Annotated in this window: 22 protein-coding genes and 1 CRISPR repeat array; of the genes, 13 read left to right on the top strand and 9 right to left on the bottom strand. The window is 68.4% G+C overall.

What is annotated here, in order from left to right; all coding sequences use genetic code 11:
• The first annotated feature begins 204 nt into the window (after window positions 1-204).
• The 6 genes from ACWD1Z_RS34410 (at window position 205) to cas6e (ending at window position 7,097) form a co-directional block, all read left to right on the top strand.
• The gene (locus ACWD1Z_RS34410; protein ID WP_451124355.1) at window positions 205-2,034 is read left to right on the top strand and encodes a hypothetical protein; all 1,830 of its coding nucleotides are present in this window, start codon (window positions 205-207) and stop codon (window positions 2,032-2,034) included.
• Window positions 2,035-2,098: 64 nt separating this feature from the next.
• Window positions 2,099-3,709 carry a type I-E CRISPR-associated protein Cse1/CasA gene (casA, locus tag ACWD1Z_RS34405; RefSeq protein WP_451124353.1) on the top strand — a complete coding sequence of 537 codons (1,611 nt, stop codon included), beginning with the start codon at window positions 2,099-2,101 and terminating at the stop codon, window positions 3,707-3,709.
• A gap of 94 nt (window positions 3,710-3,803) precedes the next feature.
• Window positions 3,804-4,412 (top strand): type I-E CRISPR-associated protein Cse2/CasB, encoded by a 609-nt coding sequence (casB, locus tag ACWD1Z_RS34400; RefSeq protein WP_451124351.1) that lies wholly within the window; start codon window positions 3,804-3,806, stop codon window positions 4,410-4,412.
• Between the two features lie 26 nt (window positions 4,413-4,438).
• The gene (gene cas7e / locus ACWD1Z_RS34395) at window positions 4,439-5,614 is read left to right on the top strand and encodes a type I-E CRISPR-associated protein Cas7/Cse4/CasC (protein ID WP_451124349.1); all 1,176 of its coding nucleotides are present in this window, start codon (window positions 4,439-4,441) and stop codon (window positions 5,612-5,614) included.
• Complete coding sequence (gene cas5e / locus ACWD1Z_RS34390; RefSeq protein WP_451124347.1) at window positions 5,611-6,435, top strand: type I-E CRISPR-associated protein Cas5/CasD; 825 nt, start codon at window positions 5,611-5,613, stop codon at window positions 6,433-6,435. Before cas7e ends, cas5e begins: the two co-directional genes overlap by 4 nt.
• A complete protein-coding gene (gene cas6e, locus ACWD1Z_RS34385; protein ID WP_451124345.1) occupies window positions 6,432-7,097 on the top strand; it encodes a type I-E CRISPR-associated protein Cas6/Cse3/CasE in 666 nt (221 codons plus the stop codon). Before cas5e ends, cas6e begins: the two co-directional genes overlap by 4 nt.
• Here cas6e and ACWD1Z_RS34380 read toward each other — a convergent pair.
• Window positions 7,075-7,524: a hypothetical protein gene (locus ACWD1Z_RS34380; RefSeq protein ID WP_451124343.1), complete on the bottom strand. Its 450-nt coding sequence runs from the start codon at window positions 7,522-7,524 to the stop codon at window positions 7,075-7,077. The two genes, cas6e and ACWD1Z_RS34380, sit on opposite strands and share 23 nt — an antisense overlap.
• Between ACWD1Z_RS34380 and cas2e the strand changes: the two genes are divergently transcribed.
• Window positions 7,523-7,852, top strand: coding sequence for a type I-E CRISPR-associated endoribonuclease Cas2e (cas2e, locus tag ACWD1Z_RS34375; RefSeq protein WP_451124341.1), 330 nt, complete (start codon window positions 7,523-7,525; stop codon window positions 7,850-7,852). The two genes, ACWD1Z_RS34380 and cas2e, sit on opposite strands and share 2 nt — an antisense overlap.
• 17 nt (window positions 7,853-7,869) lie before the next feature.
• A CRISPR array of direct repeats spans window positions 7,870-8,142; the repeat unit is 29 nt; unit sequence GTGCTCCCCGCCGACGCGGGGGTGAACCG.
• A gap of 570 nt (window positions 8,143-8,712) precedes the next feature.
• Here the strand turns inward: cas2e and ACWD1Z_RS34370 are convergent.
• From ACWD1Z_RS34370 to ACWD1Z_RS34360, 3 genes are read right to left on the bottom strand one after another with little or no spacing between them, the layout of a single operon-like run.
• A complete protein-coding gene (locus ACWD1Z_RS34370) occupies window positions 8,713-9,030 on the bottom strand; it encodes a DUF6087 family protein (RefSeq protein ID WP_451124339.1) in 318 nt (105 codons plus the stop codon).
• 60 nt (window positions 9,031-9,090) lie between these two features.
• Window positions 9,091-10,227, bottom strand: a complete 1,137-nt coding sequence (locus ACWD1Z_RS34365) for a methyltransferase domain-containing protein (protein ID WP_451124337.1) — start codon at window positions 10,225-10,227, stop codon at window positions 9,091-9,093.
• Entirely contained in the window at window positions 10,227-10,700 is a 474-nt protein-coding gene (locus ACWD1Z_RS34360; RefSeq protein ID WP_451124335.1) for a hypothetical protein, read from the bottom strand. The genes ACWD1Z_RS34365 and ACWD1Z_RS34360 overlap by 1 nt, the downstream gene beginning before the upstream one ends.
• Window positions 10,701-11,003: 303 nt before the next feature.
• On the opposite strand from ACWD1Z_RS34360, the gene ACWD1Z_RS34355 reads away from it, so the two are divergent.
• From ACWD1Z_RS34355 to ACWD1Z_RS34340, 4 genes are read left to right on the top strand one after another with little or no spacing between them, the layout of a single operon-like run.
• The gene (locus ACWD1Z_RS34355) at window positions 11,004-12,134 is read left to right on the top strand and encodes a tyrosine-type recombinase/integrase (RefSeq protein ID WP_451124333.1); all 1,131 of its coding nucleotides are present in this window, start codon (window positions 11,004-11,006) and stop codon (window positions 12,132-12,134) included.
• Entirely contained in the window at window positions 12,131-14,593 is a 2,463-nt protein-coding gene (locus ACWD1Z_RS34350; RefSeq protein WP_451124331.1) for a tyrosine-type recombinase/integrase, read from the top strand. Before ACWD1Z_RS34355 ends, ACWD1Z_RS34350 begins: the two co-directional genes overlap by 4 nt.
• Window positions 14,590-15,117, top strand: a complete 528-nt coding sequence (locus ACWD1Z_RS34345; protein ID WP_451124329.1) for a DUF6262 family protein — start codon at window positions 14,590-14,592, stop codon at window positions 15,115-15,117. Before ACWD1Z_RS34350 ends, ACWD1Z_RS34345 begins: the two co-directional genes overlap by 4 nt.
• Before the next feature lie 59 nt (window positions 15,118-15,176).
• Window positions 15,177-16,280, top strand: coding sequence for a DUF4037 domain-containing protein (locus ACWD1Z_RS34340; RefSeq protein ID WP_451124327.1), 1,104 nt, complete (start codon window positions 15,177-15,179; stop codon window positions 16,278-16,280).
• Between the two features lie 47 nt (window positions 16,281-16,327).
• Here the strand turns inward: ACWD1Z_RS34340 and ACWD1Z_RS34335 are convergent, their stop codons facing one another.
• From ACWD1Z_RS34335 to ACWD1Z_RS34315, 5 genes are all read right to left on the bottom strand, one after another.
• On the bottom strand, window positions 16,328-16,771 hold the full coding sequence (locus ACWD1Z_RS34335) for an MvdC/MvdD family ATP grasp protein (RefSeq protein WP_451124325.1): 444 nt from the start codon (window positions 16,769-16,771) through the stop codon (window positions 16,328-16,330).
• Entirely contained in the window at window positions 16,771-17,067 is a 297-nt protein-coding gene (gene tgmA, locus ACWD1Z_RS34330) for a putative ATP-grasp-modified RiPP (protein ID WP_451124323.1), read from the bottom strand. The genes ACWD1Z_RS34335 and tgmA overlap by 1 nt, the downstream gene beginning before the upstream one ends.
• Window positions 17,068-17,218: 151 nt before the next feature.
• Window positions 17,219-17,839, bottom strand: a complete 621-nt coding sequence (locus ACWD1Z_RS34325; protein WP_451124321.1) for a hypothetical protein — start codon at window positions 17,837-17,839, stop codon at window positions 17,219-17,221.
• 254 nt (window positions 17,840-18,093) lie between these two features.
• Window positions 18,094-18,633, bottom strand: a complete 540-nt coding sequence (locus tag ACWD1Z_RS34320) for a hypothetical protein (RefSeq protein WP_451124319.1) — start codon at window positions 18,631-18,633, stop codon at window positions 18,094-18,096.
• Window positions 18,630-19,571: an ATP-binding protein gene (locus ACWD1Z_RS34315; protein WP_451124317.1), complete on the bottom strand. Its 942-nt coding sequence runs from the start codon at window positions 19,569-19,571 to the stop codon at window positions 18,630-18,632. Before ACWD1Z_RS34315 ends, ACWD1Z_RS34320 begins: the two co-directional genes overlap by 4 nt.
• A gap of 394 nt (window positions 19,572-19,965) precedes the next feature.
• Between ACWD1Z_RS34315 and ACWD1Z_RS34310 the strand changes: the two genes are divergently transcribed.
• Both ACWD1Z_RS34310 and ACWD1Z_RS34305 read left to right on the top strand, forming a co-directional pair.
• Window positions 19,966-21,303, top strand: coding sequence for a hypothetical protein (locus tag ACWD1Z_RS34310; RefSeq protein ID WP_451124315.1), 1,338 nt, complete (start codon window positions 19,966-19,968; stop codon window positions 21,301-21,303).
• Between the two features lie 9 nt (window positions 21,304-21,312).
• Complete coding sequence (locus ACWD1Z_RS34305) at window positions 21,313-21,858, top strand: GNAT family N-acetyltransferase (protein WP_451124313.1); 546 nt, start codon at window positions 21,313-21,315, stop codon at window positions 21,856-21,858.
• Window positions 21,859-22,072 lie beyond the last annotated feature (214 nt).

Here is a 22,072-nt window from a genome sequence, read left to right as displayed (position 1 = left end):
ACCGACGACACCGTCCTCCCGACCGAACTCACCGCATAACCTAAAAAACGAGATCACCGAGTGGCCGTCAATACACCACTCCAGCGGACGTGACCCCGCTCGGCGGCTCCCTGTCTGCTGCAGCGGACCGACCTGCTTGGGACAAGTTTCGTCCGGCCGCCTGACCCTGGCCGGGGCGCGGGGGAGAGTGGTCTGGGGGCGAGCATGTCCCGCCAGGTGCCTGCTCTGGTGAGCGCACACGGGCCGGGGCTGGTCGTGGTGACGGCTGCGCCCTCAATGGAGCGTACGCAAGCTGCTCTTCGCGCGGCGGCGGTGCTGGGGCATGCAGCGAACGCTCGGGGTCTGTTCTATGCCCTGCCGACCGGTTCTGCGGCTGACAGCCACATGGCGCAGGTGCATGCTTTCGCCGGGCAGGCCCTGATGGGCCCGCGGCGCTCGCTGCTGCTCCACAGCTCCTCGCGGATGAAGCCGGCCGAGGCTGCGCAGCAGTGGGCGCAGGCCAACGCAGCCGGAGCCGTGAGCGCGGAGCCCGGTGAGGAGTGGGCTCTGGCGGCGAACAGCTGGCTGAACTCCCATCACCGGGCGCTTCTGGCTCCGCTCGGCACGGGGACGGTGGACGAACTTCTGCAAGCTGTCATGCCGGTGAAGTTCAACGTGATGAGGCTGTTCGCGTTTTCGGGCAAGGTCGTCGTGGTGGACGAAGCCCATGCCCGGGGAGCGTGGGGGCACCAGCTGATGCTCCGGTTCCTGGAGTGGGCCGCTGCGCTGAGGATCCCCGTTGTCCTGGCTGCGGCGGCCGCGGACCGGTCGGTGGACGCGATGCTGGCGGCCTACCGCCGGGGCGCAGGCGGGGGTGGAAAGCCGGTGATGCAGCCCCGTCGATCGCCAGGGTGGTCGTTCGTGGATGCTCAGTGCGGAGGCTGGCACCTGCCTCAGCAGCCTTCGGGGGCCGTTCGTGCCAGCACCCTCAGCATCACGGTCGCTGACGGTACGCCGGATGGCGAGATCCAGGCGGCTCTTGCCTCGATGGTTGCAGCCGGCAGCGGAAAGGCCGCCGTCTACCGATCGACGCCTGCGGAAGCCATCCGTACGTTGCGCCGGCTCACGCAGGATCTGCCTGGCCTCGATGTGACCCTGGTCCACGAGCAGATGTGCAACAAGGACCGGTGGCAGCGTCTCGCAGCCTGCCGGAGTGCGTTCGCTCCTGCAGGTGAGGCCTCCGGGCCCTGCGTGCTGGTGACGACGCCGATGCTGGAACATGTCCGGGGCCTGCATTTCGACCTTGTCCTATCCGGACCGGCACCGCTCGCGGACTTGCTGGCCCGTGCAGGGCACAGCGCGGGTGACCGGGCCCGTCTTGTGGTGCTCCACACGGACAGCACGTCCGACCTGGACGACGCCGCGCTGGTGCGGCGCACTGACCTGCTCCTGGGGGCCGGCAGGACGGTGTGTCTGCCCGACGACCTGCCTGTGCTGCTGGATGCGGTGTACGCCGACGAGCTCGTGGATGGGTTGGGGTGGCCTGCGGCGCGTGAACTCCGGCAGCTCGACAACCGGCGCACGGTCCGTGAACGCAGAGCCGGCGGCACTGCGGGCTGGCTGGCGGTACCCGGGCCGGGGGAGCTCGACGGCGACCTCGGCCTGCTGAGCCGCGACCACCCCGGCACCGAGCCCGAACTGCTCTCGTCCGTGCTCGGTGAGGAGACGGCCCATGTGGTCTGCCTGTACCCCTGCCGCAACCAGCAGGGCCATGAGGTGTATGTCCTGGAGGAGGGTGTCCTGGAGCGGAAGCTTCAGCGCGCTGAAAAGGGCAGACCGAAGCCGGGACAGCTGGTCCCCTATCTGATCCCGGTGCCGAAGCGAATCGTCGAGGCCGTGGACGGCGATGCCAATGCCGCCTGGCGCGAGATGGCCGCCCTGAAGAATGTTCTCCGGCTGAACCTGGAACTGCAGGACGGCAAGTGGGTGCACACCAGTTCGAAGTACCGGTTCTGTATGAGTGAACTCGGCCTGGAGATTGACGAATTGACGTAACCGCCCACGCCGCCTGGCCCGTCCTTCTAGCATTTGCTGAACGTCCGACCACGGGGGGAGGGGCGTGGCCACGCCTGCGTCCAATCTGATTGACCAGCCATGGATTCCGGTCGCATGGCTGGAGGGGAAGTCAGGCCCTCCCTTATTGGGCCTGCGGAGCCTGTTCCTGCACGCCCGCGAGATTCGCACGCTCCTGATTGAGGAAGCCCCGGCTCACTCGGCGCTGCTCCGGTTGCTGTATGCGCTCACGGCCCGGATCACCGCGCTGGACGAGGCCGGTCCCGGAAGCTGGGGCGAGCGGCGGGAGGACGTCCTCGAGCAGGGCTTTGCCGAGGAGAGCATCGACCTGCCCGGCGGCCGCCGGGCGGGCATCGCCGGCTACTTCGACCAGTGGACCCACCGCTTCGCCCTGTTCGACCGCGACCGTCCCTGGCTCCAGGACCCGCGCCTGCCCGATCAGTGCGACAGGAACAAGACCGCCGGGGTCCACAAGCTGGTCATGAGCCGGCCGGCGGGAAACAACCACTCCTGGTTCGGGCACTGGAGCCACGTAGAGCCCGTGCCCCCCGACCTTTCGCAGGCCGCGTTATCGCTGCTGACCTGGCATTACTGGGGAGCCCCCGGCACCCTCTCGCGGCGCACGGTCGGCGGCGTAAACCATCACTACGCGAAGGCCTCGCCCCTGAGGGCTGCGCTGTCGTTTCACCCGGAGTGCGACAACCTTTTCCTGACGTTGCTGGCAGGTCTGACCCCGCCGGATGGTCACGTCAGCCGGCAGACCGACCTGTGTCCGTGGGAGCGCGACACCCTCCCGGACCCGCTCAAGGCGATGCCCGAGCCACAGGGCCCCTGCTCACGGCTCACCGCCAGTTCACAGCACGCTCTCTACCTCGTCCCCGCCCCGGACGGCGAGCACACCGCCGACGCTTACATCACCTGGGCCTACGACGCCGAGCGCATCAGGCCGGAAGATGACTACCTGATCTGGGAGATCGGCGAGGATGGGCAGACGTTCCCCCGGCTCGCACGCTCCTCCCGTTCCCTCTGGCGGGACATCGACGCCCTTCTGCTCAAACAGCTGGATGACTCAAGCCCTCTCCAGCCGAAGGTCATGGATCACGCCTTCGACGTCTGCGAGTACCTGCGGGTACGTGCGCTCGGCTTCGAACAGGACGCCAGCCAGGCGGCCAACTACCAATACGTCGACTCCACGACCCCGGTGCTTCTTTCCCGGGTTGAGGTAGACGCGGTGAACACCGACCTGCCCATGCGCCAGCTCCGCGAACTCGGCGAGCTCTTCGGGGACCGGCTGGAGCAGGCCACGAAGGAAGCCTGGCTGACGTACACGGATGACAAGAAGAATGATCCGGGTGCCTGGCTGGACGCGGCCACGGCACGGTACTGGCCATCGGCGGAGGACGAATTCTGGTCGCGGTTCAGGCAGCTGACCCGCTCGGACGGCGCCGCGGATTCCGGGTTCGATTTCGAGGCCACATGCAGGGCCTTCGGGCGGCACGCGCTCGACGCGTACGAGGCGGTCACCGACTCCGTGACACGCACATCACGCGGTGCGAAGGCCGTCACCAGAGCGAAGGCGATCATCCTCGCCGCCCTGAAAGACCCGCACAAGGCGATGGAGCAACTGAAGACGAAAAGGGCGGCCAGCAAGTCGTGACCGTCGCACACCGACCCGAGGACAGGCAGTGACCTTCCCAGCCCCGTTAGAGAGCCAGCGCCAGAGGGCTCGCGCCTCGTATGCCGCTTTCGCCGTGAGCATTGAACGCCTGTGCCGCGCGGACCCCGGTGCCCGTGCGGCGCTGCGCGCGGGCCTGCGCCGAGATCTGGACCACCCGCGCGCCCGCCCCATGCACCGGCTGCTGACCCTGCGACTGCCGGACGGCTGCGACGACAGAACAGCGCAGGCCCACTACACCGTGGCCTCACTGATCGCGGCCCAGCCCCGACACGCCTTTGCCGCCGGTCAGGAAGACGGCGAAGACACCGCAGACGAACAAGCGGAGTTGGAAAGGCAGGTTACCCACGAACACGGAGAACCGGACGAGGACACCGCTCCGCCCGGGCCCACCCCGTACGGCACCTCCTTCGGTGCCACGCTGGGCCATGCCGTGATGGCGACGAACGCCTCCATGCGGCTCAGCGCCGCAGAGAGCCGCGTCAACCTTCTGACACGGCAGAGCCTGCGCGGCCTCCATCTGCACCTGCCTGCCGCGGTGAACCAGGTACGCACCGCCGGCGCCACCATCGACTGGGGGCAGCTCCTGGCAGACATCGTCGACTGGCCGTATCAGTCCGGGCGTATCAGCCGCCGCTGGTTGCAGGACTTCTACCGGATCACCGCCCGCGCCGAGCAGGACTAACCTCGCGACCTGAAGGAGACCCCCAGATGGGCCTAAGGCCACGCTTCATCGATGTCCATGTCGTCCAGCCCGTCCCCTACGCGAATCTGAACCGGGACGACACCAACTCGGTGAAAACCATGCTCTATGGCGACGCCCTGCGCACCCGCATCTCCAGCCAGTGTTGGAAGCGGGCCGTCCGCGAGCACTTCCAGGACGCGCTCGGCGACAACGCGCTGCGTACACGCCGCATCGGCGAGCGGGTCGCCGACGTACTTCGCGCTCGCGGCTGGGAGAAGGCGCTTGCCGAACGCGCCGGCGCGCATGTCGCGGCGGGCAGCAGTATCAAGTGGGAAGTGGCGAAAGGCAAAGACAAACAGCCCATCACGAACAAGGTGCTTACCAACGCGCTCATCTACCTCCCCGAAGACGCGGTCGAGGAACTGGCGGACATCGCCGAAGCGCACAAGGCTTCGCTCACCAGCGACTTCACCGGCAAGCCGAAGTCCAAGCCCGAGAGCGCCCTGAAAGGGAAGATCGACAAAATTCTCCTCAAGAGGAACGGTGTCATCAACGTCTTCGGCCGCATGCTCGCGGAGGTCGACCAGGCCGGCGTCGACGGCGCCGTCCAGGTTGCGCACGCTTTCACCACCCACACCACCGAGGTCGAACTCGACTACTTCGCAGCCGTCGACGACGTCACCGCGACGAAGGGCGACGAAACCGGCAGCGGCCACATGGGCACGGCCGAGTTCAGCACCGGCACCTTCTACCGGTTCGCAACAGTCGACCTCGACGAACTCACCAAGAACCTGACCGACGACCACGGCACCGCCGTCGACGCCGCTCGCGAACTCGCCGGCCAGTTCCTGCTCTCCTTCATCGAGTCACTTCCCCAGGCGAAGAAGAACTCCACCGCCCCCCACTCGCTCCCGCACCTCGTCCACGTGGCCGTGCGCTCCGACCGGCCCCTGTCCTTCGCCGCAGCCTTCGAAGAACCCGTACGCTCCGCTCAGCACGGCGGCTACGTCGCCCGCTCCGTGGAGGGCATCGACGCCTATTCCAAGGCCGCGAACACCCTCCTCGGCCCCGACCGCGTCCTGCACGCAGCCCACGCATCCCTCCAGTTCGACAAGCTCGAGTACCTCGGAGAGCGCCACTCGTGCTTCGCAGCACTCGTCACCTCCGCCATCGACATTGCGCTCGCCGAGGCCCCGCAGTGACCGATAGGCACGCATACGGGCTGTTGCTGCGCCTGGCAGGCCCTCTGCAGTCTTGGGGCACCCGCAGCAAGTACCTGTGGCGCGACACAGCCCGATTCCCCACCCGGTCAGGCGTCGTGGGCTTGCTGGCCGCAGCACTCGGGCGCCAGCGCGAGGCCCCCCTGGACGACCTCACGGCGCTGTCGATGACAGTACGCGTCGACCGACCCGGTGTCGTGACGTCCGACTTTCACACCGTGGGCGGCGGGCGACCCGCGGATGAAACAGTGATCACCGCTGACGGGAAGCGCAGGCCGGCGGGCAAGGGCACTTTGGTGTCCAAGCGCCAGTATCTGGCCGACGCTGCTTTCACCCTCGCGGTCACCTGCGACGACGCGCAGCAGCTCCACGTGTGCGCTGCTGCCCTGCGTGACCCGCACTGGCCTCTCTTTCTCGGCCGCCGGTCCTGCCCGCCGGAGGGCCCGATCCTGCTGGGAGTCGTGGAAGATCCGCTGTACCACCTGGTACGGCTGCCGCTGGCAGCCAAGAGGCCGCGCCGCGGCCCGCAGCCGACCGACTTCTACAGCGACAGGCCGCTCGGGGTGCTCCCCGTGGACTCTGACACCCCGGACAGGGGTGACGGTGACCACCACAGTGGCGAAGTCACCGACGAGCCGCTGTCGTTCGCACCGCTGGAGCGCCAGTATCGGCCCCGGCCGCTGTACCGGCGTGCCGTGCACCTGCCGGATGCCGCGTACGAAGGCTTCGGCACCGGCTACCTGGAGAAGCTCCAAAGCTACATCGACACCCATTTCGTTGAGCCGGAGAGGAGCGGCCGGTGACTTTGTGGCTGACCCGCATCGTGCCCTCGCCCAGTTCCCGCGAGGCCCGAAGGGACCTCAGTGGCAGCGACCACGGCATCCGACTGCACCAACGCATGCTGCAGATGTTTCCTGACGGCGTCGAAGGCCCGGCCCGAGCCGCATTCGGAGTGCTGTTCCGTGCCGAGGACAGCCCACGTGGACCGCAGATCCTCCTGCAGAGCCACATGGAACCCGACTCCTCACGCCTGCCAGACGCCTACGGCAGCGTCGAGACGCGATCCCTCGACGCCTTGCTGGCGATCCTATACAAGGGGATGGTCGTCAACTACCGCTGTGTGGCCAACCCCGTGCGCAAGCCGAGGGCCACCTCTCGGGAAGCCTATAGGCTCCCGCCGGTCGTGGCCTTGAGCGGCAATGCCGCTGTTGAATGGTGGGAACGCCAGTCCCACGCAGCCGGGTTGGAACCACTGCACATCGATGCCCACCCGCTCGCCACGGTACGTGGCCAACGGGCTTCCAAAGGCGCCGCCGCACAGCAGCGAATCCGGCATGCCCGCACACAATTCGATGGGACGGCCCGAGTCCTCGACGCCGAACTGCTTCGCGAGAAGCTCGCTACGGGCATCGGGCGGGCCAAGGCATACGGATGCGGGCTTCTCAGCATTGCTCCCGCCCAATGATGATGTCATCCGTGCGCCGAACGGCGCCTTGCCGCGCCCATAGCTGCGATGCTCCGCGCGGCGGGAACTCTGACTTTCCTCTACAGCCGCCCCTGCAAGAGGGTGGTAATGAGCCGTCGGCACCCAGTACGCGTTCGTCTACGACATCGCCGACCTCTGCAAAGCCGACACCACCCTCCCCGTCGCCTTCTCCCTCCACCAAGCAGCCGACCCCGAACAACAAGCCCGCCGACGATTCCGTGAGGAACTCCGCCTCATCCGCCTGCTGCCCCGCGTCATCCGCGACATCCAGACACTCCTCACCCCGGGCTCCGAGACCGACGACGACCCCTCCGAACGCCTTGACGTGCCTCTGGTCCACCTCTGGGACCCGAAGACCGGCGTGCTTCCCGCCGGCGTGAACTACGCGCCGGACGGAGCCTGACATGCCCTCCATGCTCGTCATCGCCACCACCGCCGTGCCCGACCACCTCCGCGGCGCACTCAGCCGCTGGTCCACCGAAGTAGTCCCCGGCATCTTTGTCGGCAGCGTCTCAGCCCGCGTACGCGACCAACTCTGGGACGCCGTCGCCGAAGTCGTCGGTGACGGCGCTGCCGTCCTCGTGTACCCAGCCCCAACCGAACAGGGCTACGCCATTCGTACAGCCGGCACCCGTCGCCGAGTCCCCGAGGACTTTGATGGACTCAGCCTCATGCGGATGACCGCTGCTCCACAGCAAGCAAGAACGGTAAAGAAAAAGCAAAGCGCTAAGTGAAGGGCAGGTCGCGAAGTGTGCTCCCCGCCGACGCGGGGGTGAACCGGTCAGCCCTTCCGGGGGCGCCGCCCGCTCCGGGTGCTCCCCGCCGACGCGGGGGTGAACCGCGGATGATGCCGGCGCGGGTGCCGTAGATCCCGTGCTCCCCGCCGACGCGGGGGTGAACCGTCGGCGGCGGTTGTGCCCTTGGCCTGGTGGTGGTGCTCCCCGCCGACGCGGGGGTGAACCGCCACCAGTCGCAGACCCAAGTCTGCCCCGACTGTGCTCCCCGCCGACGCGGGGGTGAACCGATTTTCTCGTCGCGCAGCGCGCTGACGGTCGTGTGCTCCCGCTGGCGCGGGGTGATTCGATGCCCAGCGCGGTGGGCGGTGCCAGGGGTCGCGTGGGCCGTCATCTTCTTCGCGGTCCTGCAAGAGGGCCGCTGGCCTCCGGGCCCGGTATGGCTGCTCCCTCTGTCGAACGGATGACCTGGGGTGGTACAGCCGGGCAGCAGTCGGCTGTTCCTCGCTCGTGCTCCCCGCTGGCGCGGGGGTGATCCGGTACCGGAGTTCAGGCCGAGGTCGGGGCCCCCTGCTCCAGGCGCAGAGCGTCGGGCTCTCAGTCCTTGATCACGTCCGGGGGAAGGTTCTTAAGGTCATCCGCCTCAACCTGCTTAACCCACCCCGTCAGTTACTGCCGTCAGGCGCCGCCACCTCAGCATGAGGGGTAGCAACTGCCCGAGGTCGTCGGCTCAGCATGCCCTCGGCGTAGCCGGTGCCCTGCCGCTCGGCCAGGCACACGGCTCCGTCGCGCTCGAGGTGAGCATCACGTCGTTCACGGGGAGCTGAGGAGCCACTGCACTCTGTCCTTCGCTGGCTGTGTCAGGGCCGGTACCAAGGCTCGGTCGGTCGCCAGCGTTCAGGCGCCTGGGGCAGCTTGTTGAAGTTCGGCAGGGCGACACGTTCAGCGCGTGACTCGGCGTCTGTGCCGGTCTTGTCTGCGGCGGCCTGGTGGTCTTCGGCGACTCCGGCCGGAACCCATGTGTGGCCGTCCCATTCCTGGATCACGCGGGGGGCGTCAGGGTCGATGTGCGTCCCGCGCTCGGATGCTTCGCCGAGGGGGACGGCGCGGCGCTCACCGGGTGTGGGGCGGCGCTGCGCACGGCGGGCTGCCCACTCCTCGAGGGGCTCGTCTTCCATAGGGGTGCTCCCTCCTTGTCGGCTCTTGCCCAGTGTGCCGTGTCAGCGCCGCCTTGTAGGTCACAGAGTTGCGGACCACCCGCCGCGCGACAGAGTCGTCGTGCCGTCCGGGGTGATGGTGACCTGCGCCCCGTACACGGGGAGTTCGCCTCGTTCGATCCAGTGCCAGCGGATCGCTTCGAGTTCGTCGTACAGGCGGCGCGGTCCGCTCTGGTGCACGGTTGCGCTCTGCTCGCCCGGCTTGGTGGTGGCCCGGGCCCAGGACCCGTCTGCGTGGAGCATCCACGTCATGCGGCTGCCGTCGTCACCGGTGCCGTTGCGGTGCTCGATGCCGGATACCGCAAGCGACAGCATCGACCACACCTCCCAGGCCTGCATGACGTCGAGCACCGGGAACGGGGAGGTGGTGACCTCGTCTCCGTCCTGGTCGACGGCCTTGGCGAACACGTCCTGCAGCCTGGGCGGGTAGTCGTCGCCGGTCCGGGTCGTCATGAACGCTGCGCGGTCCCATTCGACGCGGCCGATCGCGCCGCCGTCCTTGGTCTTGTCGGCGGTGACGATCAGTCCGGTGCCTGCGAGGGTGGTGACCAGGCGGCCGGCGGGCGTGAGGGCGGACAGCCACGAGGCGGGGATGCGGGGCATCGAGACCATGGACACGATCCGGTCGAAGGTGCCCGGGAGTTCGTCCGCGCCGGCGTCTGCGGTGACGACGGTGGGGTTCCATCCGATCCGCTGCAGGCGTTCGGCGGCGACCTGGGTGAGGTAGGGGTCGATGTCCAGCGTGGTGACCAGGTCGTCGCCGAGGCGCTGGCAGGCCAGGGCGGCGCTGTAGCCGGATCCGGTGGCCACATCCAGCAGCCGCACCCCCGGGGTGAGGCGGCCGTGGCGGAGCATCGTGAGGACCAGGCTGGGCAGGGTGGATGACGAAGTGGGTAGGCCGATGACGGGCTGTCCCGGTTCGGCCTGGTCGGCGTGCACAGACCCGATGCGCGTGACTAGCGTGGTGTCCGAGTAGGAGGCCGTCGCCCACCGGTTCTCGTCGGCCGGGCCGTCGGCGACAGTCCACCCGTGCTCGCTGGGGGTGAACCAGCGTTCCACCAGCAGGTGCCGGGGCGTCTCCTTGATCGGAATCCAGCAGCCCGATGCGGGATGGGTGATCTCGGCTGCGAGGGCGGCCGCGTGCGGCTTCCAGTCCATCAACGGGCTCCTTGCAGCTCGTCGGCGATCGTCTCAACGATGGGCAGGCCAGTGGCGCCTTGGATCCAGTCCCATTGGCCACACGGGTTGACCTCCAGGAATGTCCACTGCCCGTCGGGGTCCACGACGAAGTCTGCCGCCCCGTAGCGCAGGTTCAGCCGTTCCATCAAACGCCGCATTCCGCTGGCCACCGGCTCAGGTATCTCGGTCGTGTTGTACGTCAGGGAGCTGTAGTCGCTGCGCCAGTCCTCGTATGAGGCGACGCTTCCCGCATGGATGGCGGCAGCCAGCATTCGCTCCCCGATGATGGTGAGGCGAACCTCGTACTCCTTGGCGGCCCACGCCTGGAAGAGATGCGCGGTGGTGTCGACGCCCCGCAGGTCTTCCAGGTCCTCGTCGTCGAGACAGCGGGTATACACGGTCTTGAGGCGGCGGCCCTCGATGAGGACAGGGGAGGCGACCGGCTTGCACACGATCGGCCCGCCGACCTCGGCAGCGAAGGCGCGTACCTCGTCGGGCCGGTTCGTGATGAGCGTGGCCGGGATGCGCAGCCCGCAGGAGCGTGCGGCAGCCAGCTGCGCGGGCTTGTACTCGGCTTCTCCAGGTGTCTGATGGCTGTTGCGTGACGTTGCGGTGAGTGTGCCCGTTGAGCGTTGTGCAACAGATCTCCGGGGGTGTGGTGCTCGTGGCTGTTGCTGTGCAGGAGCGGTCCGAGCAAGGAGATGAGGGTGCGGGCGTTTCCCGTGGTGATGCCGTCCGGCGTGAAGTACTGGACGGTGCTGGACGAGGAGTTGGCGGTGGTGCCGACCGCGGATGCGTTCTTGAGGCATGTACGGCTGGGCCGTGATGATGCGGAGTTGACAACCAAGTCGTACGCCGGATCGGTGGCCTTGTACTTGCGGTGGTGCGCGAGAACGGGCCGGGACTGGCGTACGGCTGCGGTCGACTTCGGGTTGCTCATCACCTGGCTGCGTCATGCCCCGGCCGAGGTCAGCGGTGCGGAGGCCGTACCGGGTGCCGGGGAGGTGCTGACCGGGCCGGGCCGTGCGCCGGTGCGTGGGGCGAGGCGGGTCAACGGAATCCTGTCCGGAGTACGGGGTTTCCTGGCGCATGCCGTCACCACGGGCGAGGCCCCGGCCACGGTGATGGCGGCGCTCTACGAACTGGCCGACGACTGTGATCTTCCTGTTGAGGCCCGCGGGGAGTGGAGCGGGTTGTCGTATCGGATGCGGGCCCGGCACCGGCTGGTGGAGGCCCAGCGGCCGGTGGAACGGGCGAGCGATGAGGAGATCGTCGCGCTGTTGCGGGCCTGCCACTCGTGCCGGGACCGGCTGATCGTGCTGCTGATGGCCCGTGCCGGGCTGCGCCGTGGTGAGGCGGCCGGGCTGCGGCGGGAGGACATCCACTTCCTTCCCGATTCCTCATGGCTGGGCTGCCGGGTTCCCGGCGCTCACCTGCACGTGGTGCGTCGGGAGAACGTCAACGGCGCCTGGGCGAAGTCGCGTCGTCAGCGGGCCGTCCCGGTGGACTTTCTGTTGGTGCAGGCTTACGACCAGTACGTTTTGGAACGTTCGGAGGTCCCTGCGGCCGAGGCCAGCGACTTCGTGCTGGTGAACCTCTTCCGCACCCCGCTCGGGGCGCCGATGCCGCCGGATGCCCTGAGCGACCTGATCAAGACCCTGGCCCGGCGGGCGGGGCTGCCCGAGAAGGTGACGGCCCACATGCTGCGTCACGCCTGCGGGAGCAACATCGCCGATGCGGGCGGCAGCGTCGATGAAGTACAAGAGGTCTTGGGGCACGCCTCGCCGAGCGCCAGCCAGGTCTATCTCCACCCCGACCCCGGGCGTCTGCGCGCGGCCGTCGAGCGAGTTCCCAGCCCCCGCCTGGCCGAGGAGACGGGCCGGTGAGCCCGGTCGCGACGGCGACCGCCGTCCACGCGCCCCAGGTCGGGACCGTCGATGGGGATCATGAACTCCTGGTCCTCACCGGCCTGTTGGACGCGGGCTTCCTGGATGAGATCGGGTGGGATCCGTCGGCCGGAGTGCTGAGGGTGCCCGCCGAACACCCGCTGCTGGGCTACCGGCTCTGCCGCGTTCCCGGATGCGTAACGATGATCTACGCGTACGCGCTGGGGATCTGCCGGGCGTGCTCGAACCGGCTGCAAGTATCCGGCCAGAACGAGGAGGAGTTCCTAGCCAACGCCAGAACCTGGCGCACTGTCGGGACACGGTTCTGCGCGGTCACGGACTGCGCGCGACCGGCGAAGACGGCCCGGGCCGCGCTCTGCCGCGCGCACGACTACCAGCGGCGGGACCGTCTGAAGGTGTCGATGGACAACTTCCTGCGGCACCCGGACGTACAGCCGCTGCCGAGTTGGGGGCCGTGCCGCGTCGTGGCCTGTGTCCGCGAGCAGGACACCGAGCGGACCCCGTACTGCTGCGCGCATCGCATGCAGGTGCTGCGGGTGCAGCGCAAGAGCGCGGACTTCGACGAGGACCACTGGCGCCGCACGGCGCCGGCCGTCGCGGAGGGCGGCATGGTCAGCCTGCGCGGACTGCCACCTCTCGTCGTCACCCAGGTGCTCTACGGCCTCCAGCGCAGAACCGAGTCCGGGGCCAAGACCACGGTGACCAGTCTGCGGCGGGTTTGCGACCGGCTGCGCGAGGAGCAGGTCACCTCGGTCGGTCAGGCGACCGGGATCACCAGCACGGGCCTGCGGCCGTTGTGGAGCCAACTGGTCACCTTCGCCCGCCAGGCCCTGCTGGACCCGGAGTCCGAGCGGCACAAGGACCTCTGGGACACCGCCGCGTTCGGCTATGGCGGAAGCCTGGACTTCACCAAGATCCGCCAGCACTGGATCCGGGAGGCCGCCAAGCGGTGGGCGGCCGAGGACCTGCCCCGCCGACGGGGCGACCAGGTCGTGGGCATCGTGCAGAGCCACATCAACTCCTTGGTCCTGTTGTCCGAGAGCCTGCACGCCACCCGCCACCAGGACCACGGCCACCAGATCGGCGAGGTCGGGCGGCCAGACATCGTCGCCTTCCTCAACCGGCTCGCCTACCTGGAGAAGACCGGCAAGCTCAGCGCATACGGCCGCCTGGTCCACTGCCGCAATGTCCGCAAGATGCTGAACACCTGCCGGGCGCTGGGCCTGACCCGGACGGGAAACCCGCTGGCCGGGCTAGCCGACGACTTCACCGTCCGCCAGCAGGACCTGCCGCCCGCACCCCAGCGAGAGGAGCCCGGCCGTGACCTGCCCCCGGAGGTGGTGCGGCAGCTGTGTGACGCCCTGCCCCGGCTGGATGAGATCACCTCGCGCGAGATGCGGGTGGCCATCGAAGTGCTGATCGACACCGGCCGACGCCCGGACGAGATCTGCGAACTCGCCTGGGACTGCCTTGCCTGGGACACCGACAGCCAACCCGTGCTGGTCTACGACAACTGGAAGGAGCAGCGCATGGGCCGTCGCCTGCCCATCCCGCGGGCGACCGCCGAGCTGATCACCGGGCAGAAGAAGCGGGTCCGGGAACGCTTCCCCGATGCCCTGCTGGCCGAGCTGAAGCTGCTGCCCTCCGCCGTGAAGAACCCCCACGGCAAGAAGGCCATCAGCGACGGCGGACTGACCGGCCGGCACCGCGAATGGGTCAACAGCCTGCCGCCGCTGTTGCTGGCCGACGGCACCGAATTCGACAAGTCCGCCGTGGTTCCCTACGCCTACCGGCACACCTACGCCCAGCGGCATGCCGATGCAGGGGTCCCCGCCGACGTGCTGCGCGATTTGATGGACCACCAGAGCATGGACGTCACCAAGGGCTACTACCGGGTCGGCGAACAGCGCCGCCGCAGCGCGGTGGACAAGGTCGCCGCCATGCAGTTCGACCGTCACGGCAACCGCGCCTGGCGGCAGGCCAAGGCACTGCTGGACACCGAACACACCCGCCGCGCTATCGGCGAGGTCGCGGTCCCCTTCGGCACCTGCAACGAGCCCAGCAACGTGCAGGCCGGCGGCGACCACTGCCCCATCCGCTTCCGCTGCGTGGGCTGCGACCACTTCCGCACCGACATCTCCTACCTGCCCGAACTCCAGGCATACCTCGACGACCTGCTCCGCAGCCGGGAACGGCTGGCCGCCATGACGGAGGCCGACGCCTGGGCCAAGGCCGAAGCCATGCCCTCGGACGAGGAGATCACCCGGGTCAGGAGGCTCATCCGCCGCGTCAAGGAAGATCTCGACGGACTCAGCGCCGAGGACCGCGACCAGGTCGACAAGGCCATCGCCGTCGTCCGCAAGAACCGTGCCGTCCACCTGGGCATGCCCCGCGTCCGCCAGCCCCTGCCCGACATCCGACCGGAGCGACCTGCATGAACACCGACCACACTTCCTCCCTGGCCGAAGGCCGACGCGCCGACTCAGCACGCCGCCGCCAGCGTGTCCTCACCGCGCTCCACGACGCCCAGGCCGCAGGCGAGGAGATCAGCGTCTCGGCCATCGCCCGCCGGGCCGGGGTGGACCGCACCTTCCTCTACCGCCACCGCGACCTGCTCGCCGATCTCCACACCGCCGCAGCTCAACCCGCCGCCGGACCCGGCGGCGGACCGGCCGCCAGCCGGGCCTCCCTGCTGGCCGACTTCGCCAACAGCCAACAACGCTCCGCCCGGCTGGACGCCCGCGTGAAGCAACTGGAGAAGAAGCTCTCTCAGCTCCTTGGCGAGCAAGCCTGGCGCGAGTCAGGGCTCGGAGCCCCGGACGACATCGAGCAGCTCAAGCTCCGCATCACCGCCCTGGAACAACAAGCCGTCGACCTACGACTGCAGCTGGACGAACGGACCGAGGAACTGCAGGCCGCACGCGCCGCCAACCGCGACCTGATGACCCGGCTGAACCGCTGACCTGCCACGCGGGGAAAACCCTTCGACCAACCACACGTCGATCCGGCACCCTCCCCGGCATGACCACGCCCGTCTTCATTCCCGGCCTGGAGCTCTCCCGCCGCTTCTACCTCGAAGCCGTACCCCCCCTGCTGGACGAAGCAGTCCCGGGGACGGTGCACTCCGCCGCCCGTCTCGGCAGCGGCTCGGAAGTCCTCGGATTCGACACCGCTCGCTCCGCGGACCACGAGTGGGGTCCCCGTCTGCAGATCTTCCTGAGCCCGCAGGACGCCGCCCGCCACGGCGCGCAGCTCAGCGCACTGCTCTCCAACCGCCTGCCGAAGACCTTCTGCGGCTACCCGACCCACTTCGCCCCCACCGGCGAGGTGGGCATCGGGGTCATGCAGGCGACTGCCGGGCCCATCCACCACCGCGTCGACGTCACCGATCCGACCACCTGGTTCATCGCGCAACTGGGCTTCGATCCGCGCAAGGACGTCACCCTGGCGGACTGGCTGGCCACCCCCACCCAACTCCTCGCCGAGGTCACCGACGGCGCCGTCTTCCACGACGGGCTCGGACAGCTCGCCCCGGCCCGCGCCAACCTCGACTGGTATCCCCACGATCTCTGGCTCTACCTGCTCGCCTGCCAATGGCAGCGAATCTCCCAGGAAGAAGCCTTCATCGGCCGCTGCGGCGAAGTGGGCGACGAACTCGGCTCCGCCGTCGTCGCCGCGCGGCTGGTGCGTGATCTGATGCGGCTCTGCCTGCTCATGGACCGCCGCTATCCGCCCTACAGCAAATGGCTTGGCTCCGCCTTTGCCCGCACCCCCCAAGCCTCCGAACTCACCCCGCACTTCACCGCCGCCCTCGCCGCCACCGACTGGCACACCCGCGAACAGCACCTGGCCCGCACCTACGAGGCCATCGCTGCCCTGCACAACCAGCTCGCCCTCACCGACCCGGTCGACCCGGCCACACGGCCCTACCACAGCCGCCCCTTCCAGGTCCTGCACGCCGAACGCTTCACCGCCGCTCTGACCACGCGCATCACCGACCCCACCGTCCGTGCCCTCCCGGTTATCGGGGCCGTCGACCAGTTCATCGACAGCACCAACGTCCTGAGCCGACCCGAGCTGACACGCGCCGCCGCCCACGCCACGCTCACCGACCCGAAACGGTGAAGCCAGCCCAACCGCCTTGCACCACAGCTGTTGCACTCGATAGCTTCCTACCAACAGCCTGTGAACTGCAGAAACGCAGTCTCCTGAGCCGCCTCACGGCTCAGACCCCCAGAGAACTCGGCGCGGGCCATGGCCGTTGGGTGGTTCACCCAGCGGCATTCCAGGGCGGACAGGATGCCGCCGAGACCCGCGCGGGCCTGAGCGGCGGCGAACCTCTCCTCCGGACCGGACATCCCCTCAGGGAAGCGGAACGCCCCGGGGGCGCGGTAGTACACCGCGCCAACCCGGGACAGCTCCACCGTCCGGTGCTCGGTGGTGAGGTCGCCCGTCCACGCCTGTTCCTGGTCGATCCTTGCGGCCAGGGCGAGCTGTTGCGGGAAGTCGGCGGTGTCCATGCGGAACACCTCGACCCCGCGGTTCTCCAGCTCAACGACGATGCGGTCGGTGGGCCAGTCGTCGTGTGCGGGGATGATCAGGACGGGCGCGCTCATCAGTCCTTGGGCCCTTCGTCCAGCGGCGGCGGGTTGCTGACCGAGCCGTCGGGGACGGTCGGTTCGTGCGTGTTTGCCATGCACGTCAGCAGGCCGCCGCCGTCGCAGACGTTGACCTGGCGGCCGGCATCGTAGACGTGCGACGGGATGCGGATACCGCTGGTGGAGTCGGGGACGCGGGCGAACCGCAGCGCCCACGGCCGGGTCTGCTCACCCGAGGGAGCCTCCTCGCTGTAGGGGGTGCGTCCTCCGGTCGGTATGAGGGGGAACGCCTCACGGTCCAATGCTGTGGTCACGCAACTTCTCCTTGGGTCGTTGGTGCGGTGAATCCCGGCGCGGGGCTTACGTGGCCGTGGGGGAACACGGACCCGGAGCGTTGTCCCCGCGCCGGGGGTTGCGGCCTGTCCAGCGGCCGGGAGCGTTGTCGACCGGTCCGCCAGACAGGAGTTAGGGGGCAGCCGCAGCGAAGGCGACCACGGTGGTACGGCGGCAGTCGCGCACGGCCTGGTGGGCGATGAAGAACGGCATGTCGGGGGAGTCGTAGACGACGCACGCGTCGTGGTGCGTCACGTATGGCGCTACCGGTCTGCCCACGGTGACCCCTCCGTAATTCGGCTGCAGGAAGGCGATGAAGGCGTAGTGGCGGTGCAGCCAGCGCAGGTACGCCTCGTCAGTGCTGGGCATGGCGCCGCGGTCGGTCGTGAGCACGCCGTCGACGAAACCGGATCCGGCGCGACGGCACGCGGTGTTGAACTGCGGGCGGATGAGGAGCGGACCGCCGGAGGGCTCGTCGGTAAAGCGCTCCCGGTGCACGTCCCACCCTCGGTCGCGCGCGTAATGGCCAAGGAGGGTGTGCGTGGCGTCGGCGTCCACTCCGGGGCATGCGAACACGTACGTGGTCACCCGGATGCGGCGGCCGGGCTTCACTGCGGCGATGCCGTCCCCGTAGACGGTGCGGCGTAAGGTGCTCAGCCTGCTGTCCACGGTCGGCCGGAGTCGCGGTTCAGCGGAGCGCCACCACAGCCACGGTTCGTCAATCTCGTCGGTCCGGACGGGCTGCAGCCTCATGACGCCCTCCTGCACAGCTCGGCGAAGCGGCGGCTCTCCTCGGCCTGCAGCGCTGCCATGGGCGCCGGGCCCGGCGCAGGACGCACAGCGTGCATAAGAGCAGCGCTCGCGGCACCGATGGTGATGAGGAGGAGCAGCTTCGTCATGGGTGCTCGATTCGAATGAGGCCTGCGGCTAGGGCCGGATCCCGCCCCAGCCGCAAGGGCTTGCCCGTGCACGTCGACGACCGTCACAGCGTTGACGCGCACGGAGTCTTAGGTGGAGAGACCGAGTCGCGCCGCGAGCTCAGCGTGCGGCGTCGGCTCGGGACGGAGCTGCGCCAAGGCTTCGCGGAGCGGTCCGGTCGGGACGAGCCGGTCACTTGCCGATGGCCGGAACCAGTACGGGCCCGGGGGGACGGTCCTGTTCAGGGACGGCAGGGTGATCGTGTGGGGCGCGCCCAGGCACACGGCGTGGGTGTGCGGCTGCCAGCTGCGAGAGGAGCCGGGCGGGACGAGCCAGTAGAACCAGCCGCTCTCCGGGGCCTCGATCACGGGCCCGCATCCGCCCTGAATCTCGTCCATGAGGGCTACGGCGCAACGGGCCTGGACGCCCGAGCCGGTGATGACGACATCGAAGAGGTGGCCGCCCAGGCGTACGCGGGTGTCGCGGCCGGCTTCGACGGCCAGCAGGGTGCGGATCATTGCCGCGAGGTCGGCCATGTCGGCGGCCGGCCGACTCGCTGCGCCGACGGTCTCGACCAGGTGCTGCACTATGTCGGCGCCGCGCGGCAGCGCCTTGGCCGGGGCGGTCACAGCTCCACCAGCCCGGGGCGCAGGACGGCGCGCACGGTCTTCGCGTCGAAGCCCGAACCGATGAGGAACCAAGAGAGTTCCACGCCCTGGCGCGCGATCTCCCACAGCCCGCGTCCGCAATCGCCGGTGACGGCCTGGTCGAAGTCGGGGAAGCGGGGGAGGGGGTCTGTGACGTCGACGAGCAGCTCGTGCGCCTCGGTCAAGCTGAGGCAGGCGCTGAGGCTCTGGTCGGGCTTGCCGGGAGCGAGTGCGTGCTGCACGGCGTTGTCGACGAGGGCATGCAGCACGTCGATCGCGTGATGCTGATTGCCTGGCCAGGCCGCCAGGGTGAGGAGGCTGCGGGCCTTGATGCGGGCTAAGCCCGCGGCGCTGGGGTCGGCGGGGAGATCCAGCGGGATCTCGCGCACCACCGGCGCGGTTAACGCGGCGGGTTGCATGTCTTCGGGTCCTTTGGTCAGGGGGAGAGTGCACCAGGTCGTGGTGCCGTCGTCGCTGACGCCCCAGGTGTCTGCAATGGATGCAACGAGGAAGAGGCCGCGCCCTGTCTCGTCGTCAAACGCCGCTTGGCGCACCTCGGGACGAGCAGGGGAGCCATCGTTGACCTCGATCTTGAGGTGATTGCTCCGAAGACAGATCCGCACGCCGATTTGTGGGCCTTGCCCATGGCGGAGCGCATTCGTCGCGAGCTCCGTAAGCAGCAGCTCTGCTTCCTCGGCCAGCTCGGGGCGGCCCCAGTACTTCAGCCCGGCGCGGACAATGCGGCGAAGCCGCTGCGGCCAGATGCTGTCTGCGGGGGAGAGACCGACGCTATTTGAATCGGGGTGGCGCTGGATGGACACATCGAGGGCGGGACGGGCCTTGGTCCTGCTGCTCCTTGCATCAGTTGCGACAAGGGCTCGCTGGTCGCTGCGCCCTTGGGCCGTGGACTGTGTCGTCATGATCACTGCTCCGTCATCCCGTCCCTGCGACAGCATCGGAGGTGGGCAGCAGTGAACCGGCGCCAACTGCCAACTCGGCACGCCCCTTCAGCGCTGGGCATCCGCGTGGCCGTCGCTGCTACGGCGACTCTGGAAGGCATCGAGGGGACTCCCTGATCCATGATGTGCATGTCCGCGCACTCTCAGTGAGGGCTGCTACGAGCTTTGCAACGGAGGGCAGACGGTTCTACCCCCAGACGATCCGCTGGATTTGGCGGGAAACTGACGGTCTTCCTCGGCTCTTCCTCGGACTCGCCTCGGAACTGGTAAGTAGCGTCCAAGTAGGTGAAGTTGATGAGGACAGCGCTCTAACGTCGGACTGTGACGTGCTCAGCGGATGGGATGGGGAGGCACCGTGCTGTTCTTCCGGTTCGAGCTCGAAAAGCGCGGTATTCGTAGCGCCGACGAGTTCCTTCCGCCGTACAGGCAAGCGGCCGGGCGGCTCGGTCTGACGAACGTGGACCCTGCCCCGAAGACCTTCGAGGGATGGTTTTACGAGGGGCGTAAGCCTCAGAAGGCCTTCCGCCCGGCCATCGTCGAAATGCTCGGCTACAGCATCGACGACCTGTGGACCGAAGTCCCCCAGGGAGCGGCCCCGGACGTCGTTCCCCTGGTCGGCACGTCGCCTTGTGCATCCCACGCCGAACCCGGCATGGGCCTGAGCGAAATGAAAAGGAGCGGTGCAATGGCCGTTCGGCGTGCGAGGAACTACGTTCTCCAAGCGGACCGCGACAGGCTTGGAGACAACACGCTCCCGTTGCTTCAGGACCACGTTGCCAGGCTGGTCACCGATTACCCGCGTGTACCGCTGGCGGAGATCTGGGATGACCTGCTGGACGCCCAGGATCAGGTCATTTTCAACCTGGAGACAGGAAAGCACCGCCCGTCGCAGCTCAGCGACCTCAACTTCATGGCCGGCGTGCTGGCGTTCCTGGTAGCCAAGGGTTTCAACGACATGGAGGACCGGGAGCAGGCCAGGACGATGAGCCTGCTCGCCGGCGCATTCGCCAAGGACGCCGAACACCCGGGCCTCATGGCCCTTGTCAACGGTCTGCAATCCCTTATCGAGTACTGGGCCGACCGGCCCGGGGACGCCCTGTTCTATGCCCAGAAGGGGGCGGCCCTCTCCTCAAACCTCAACGGGACCGTCGGCTTGTGGCTCCTTGGCCTTCAGGCACGTGCCGCGGCCGTCCTGGGCGACGAGTCGACCGTACGCACGGCGAACCAGGAAGCAACCGACCGGCGCGGAAGCGTCGTCCTGGACGACCTCGACCAACTGGGCGGACTCCTCACCTACTCACAGGAGAAGCAGGCGTACTACACCGTGGAGTCCGAGGCACTGCTCGGCCATGGGGATGCGGAGCTCACCGTGCAGGCAGAGCAAGCCGTACGCGGCCTCAGCGACCGCGAGCACCCGCACTGGGCATTCGGCGACCTGGCTGGCGCCCAGTGCAACCAAGCTCTCGTCCTCCTCTACAGCGGAGAGGTGGAAGGCGCCGCAGACGCCATCCGCCCCGTCCTGGATCTGCCGCCCACGTACCGTAACAACGGCATCGTCGTCTCCACCCAGCGTGTCCGGCAGGCACTCATGGCCACCAATGCCCACACTGCCATCGCTGCCCGCGACCTGCGCGAGGAGATCGCGGTCTACCCACCCCGCCGACCGGCGCTTCCCGCGGGAAGCCAGCGATAGGGTCCTGGCATGTACCCGGTCCAGCGTTCCAGCCAGCGCCTCAGTCTCCGCGAGCTCACCATCGACGACGTCGATGCGGTGTTCGCCATCTACGGCAGCCAAGAGGCCACGGAGCACTTGTCGTTTGAGCCGCGGACACGTGCCCAGGTCGGTCAGATCGTCGCCCGGTCCATCGCCTCGGCCATCACCGAGCCCCGCAGCGAGTACGCACTCGCCGTCGTCGAGCGGGACACCAACGCACTGATCGGGTACGGCCGACTCGCCATGGACCCTCACCAACAGCGTGCAGCCACGTTCGGCTTCGCGCTGCGACCGGACGCCTGGGGAATCGGCTACGGCGTCGAAACTGTTCGCCTCCTGCTTGGCCTCGGGTTCGAGGACCTCGGCCTCCATCGCATCTGGGGCGCACGGGGGCCGCTCAACGAAGCGTCAGCGAAGACCATGGCAGCGGCAGGCATGGTCCAGGAGGGCGCCATTCGTGCCCACATTCATAAGGCGGGTCGATGGCGGGACTCGGTCGTGCACTCGATGCTCGACGACGAATGGAAGCCGTAGGAGCCGAGACTGCTCCTGGCCGGCCACCGGCAAGTCAGCGGCATACGTCTGACAGTGAACTCTGACTCCGCGTCAGCCCTCTGATGCCGCCCTGCGCCTCCTAGCTAGCGCGAGTTGAGACTAGGGCGTGTTGCGAAAGTCGATCTTGGTCGTGAATGATCACTTGTCGTGGGGCGTGGTGATCTGACGAACGTCCAGTGGGCCCGGCTCGAGC

This window comes from Streptomyces sp. NPDC002784, assembly GCF_053592135.1.
Note: the sequence above shows the minus strand (reverse complement) of the source record. Positions and strands in the feature narration are given on the sequence as shown.

Bases quoted from the DNA above. Each gene is read 5' to 3' on its own strand.
- ACWD1Z_RS34410 (WP_451124355.1), top strand. From the start codon at position 205: ATGTCCCGCCAGGTGCCTGCTCTGGTGAGCGCACACGGGCCGGGGCTG.
- cas7e (WP_451124349.1), top strand. From the start codon at position 4,439: ATGGGCCTAAGGCCACGCTTCATCGATGTCCATGTCGTCCAGCCCGTC.
- cas2e (WP_451124341.1), top strand. From the start codon at position 7,523: ATGCCCTCCATGCTCGTCATCGCCACCACCGCCGTGCCCGACCACCTC.
- ACWD1Z_RS34380 (WP_451124343.1), bottom strand. From the start codon at position 7,524: ATGTCAGGCTCCGTCCGGCGCGTAGTTCACGCCGGCGGGAAGCACGCC.
- ACWD1Z_RS34370 (WP_451124339.1), bottom strand. From the start codon at position 9,030: ATGGAAGACGAGCCCCTCGAGGAGTGGGCAGCCCGCCGTGCGCAGCGC.
- ACWD1Z_RS34365 (WP_451124337.1), bottom strand. From the start codon at position 10,227: ATGGACTGGAAGCCGCACGCGGCCGCCCTCGCAGCCGAGATCACCCAT.
- ACWD1Z_RS34345 (WP_451124329.1), top strand. From the start codon at position 14,590: ATGAACACCGACCACACTTCCTCCCTGGCCGAAGGCCGACGCGCCGAC.
- ACWD1Z_RS34340 (WP_451124327.1), top strand. From the start codon at position 15,177: ATGACCACGCCCGTCTTCATTCCCGGCCTGGAGCTCTCCCGCCGCTTC.
- ACWD1Z_RS34335 (WP_451124325.1), bottom strand. From the start codon at position 16,771: ATGAGCGCGCCCGTCCTGATCATCCCCGCACACGACGACTGGCCCACC.
- ACWD1Z_RS34325 (WP_451124321.1), bottom strand. From the start codon at position 17,839: ATGAGGCTGCAGCCCGTCCGGACCGACGAGATTGACGAACCGTGGCTG.
- ACWD1Z_RS34315 (WP_451124317.1), bottom strand. From the start codon at position 19,571: ATGACGACACAGTCCACGGCCCAAGGGCGCAGCGACCAGCGAGCCCTT.
- ACWD1Z_RS34305 (WP_451124313.1), top strand. From the start codon at position 21,313: ATGTACCCGGTCCAGCGTTCCAGCCAGCGCCTCAGTCTCCGCGAGCTC.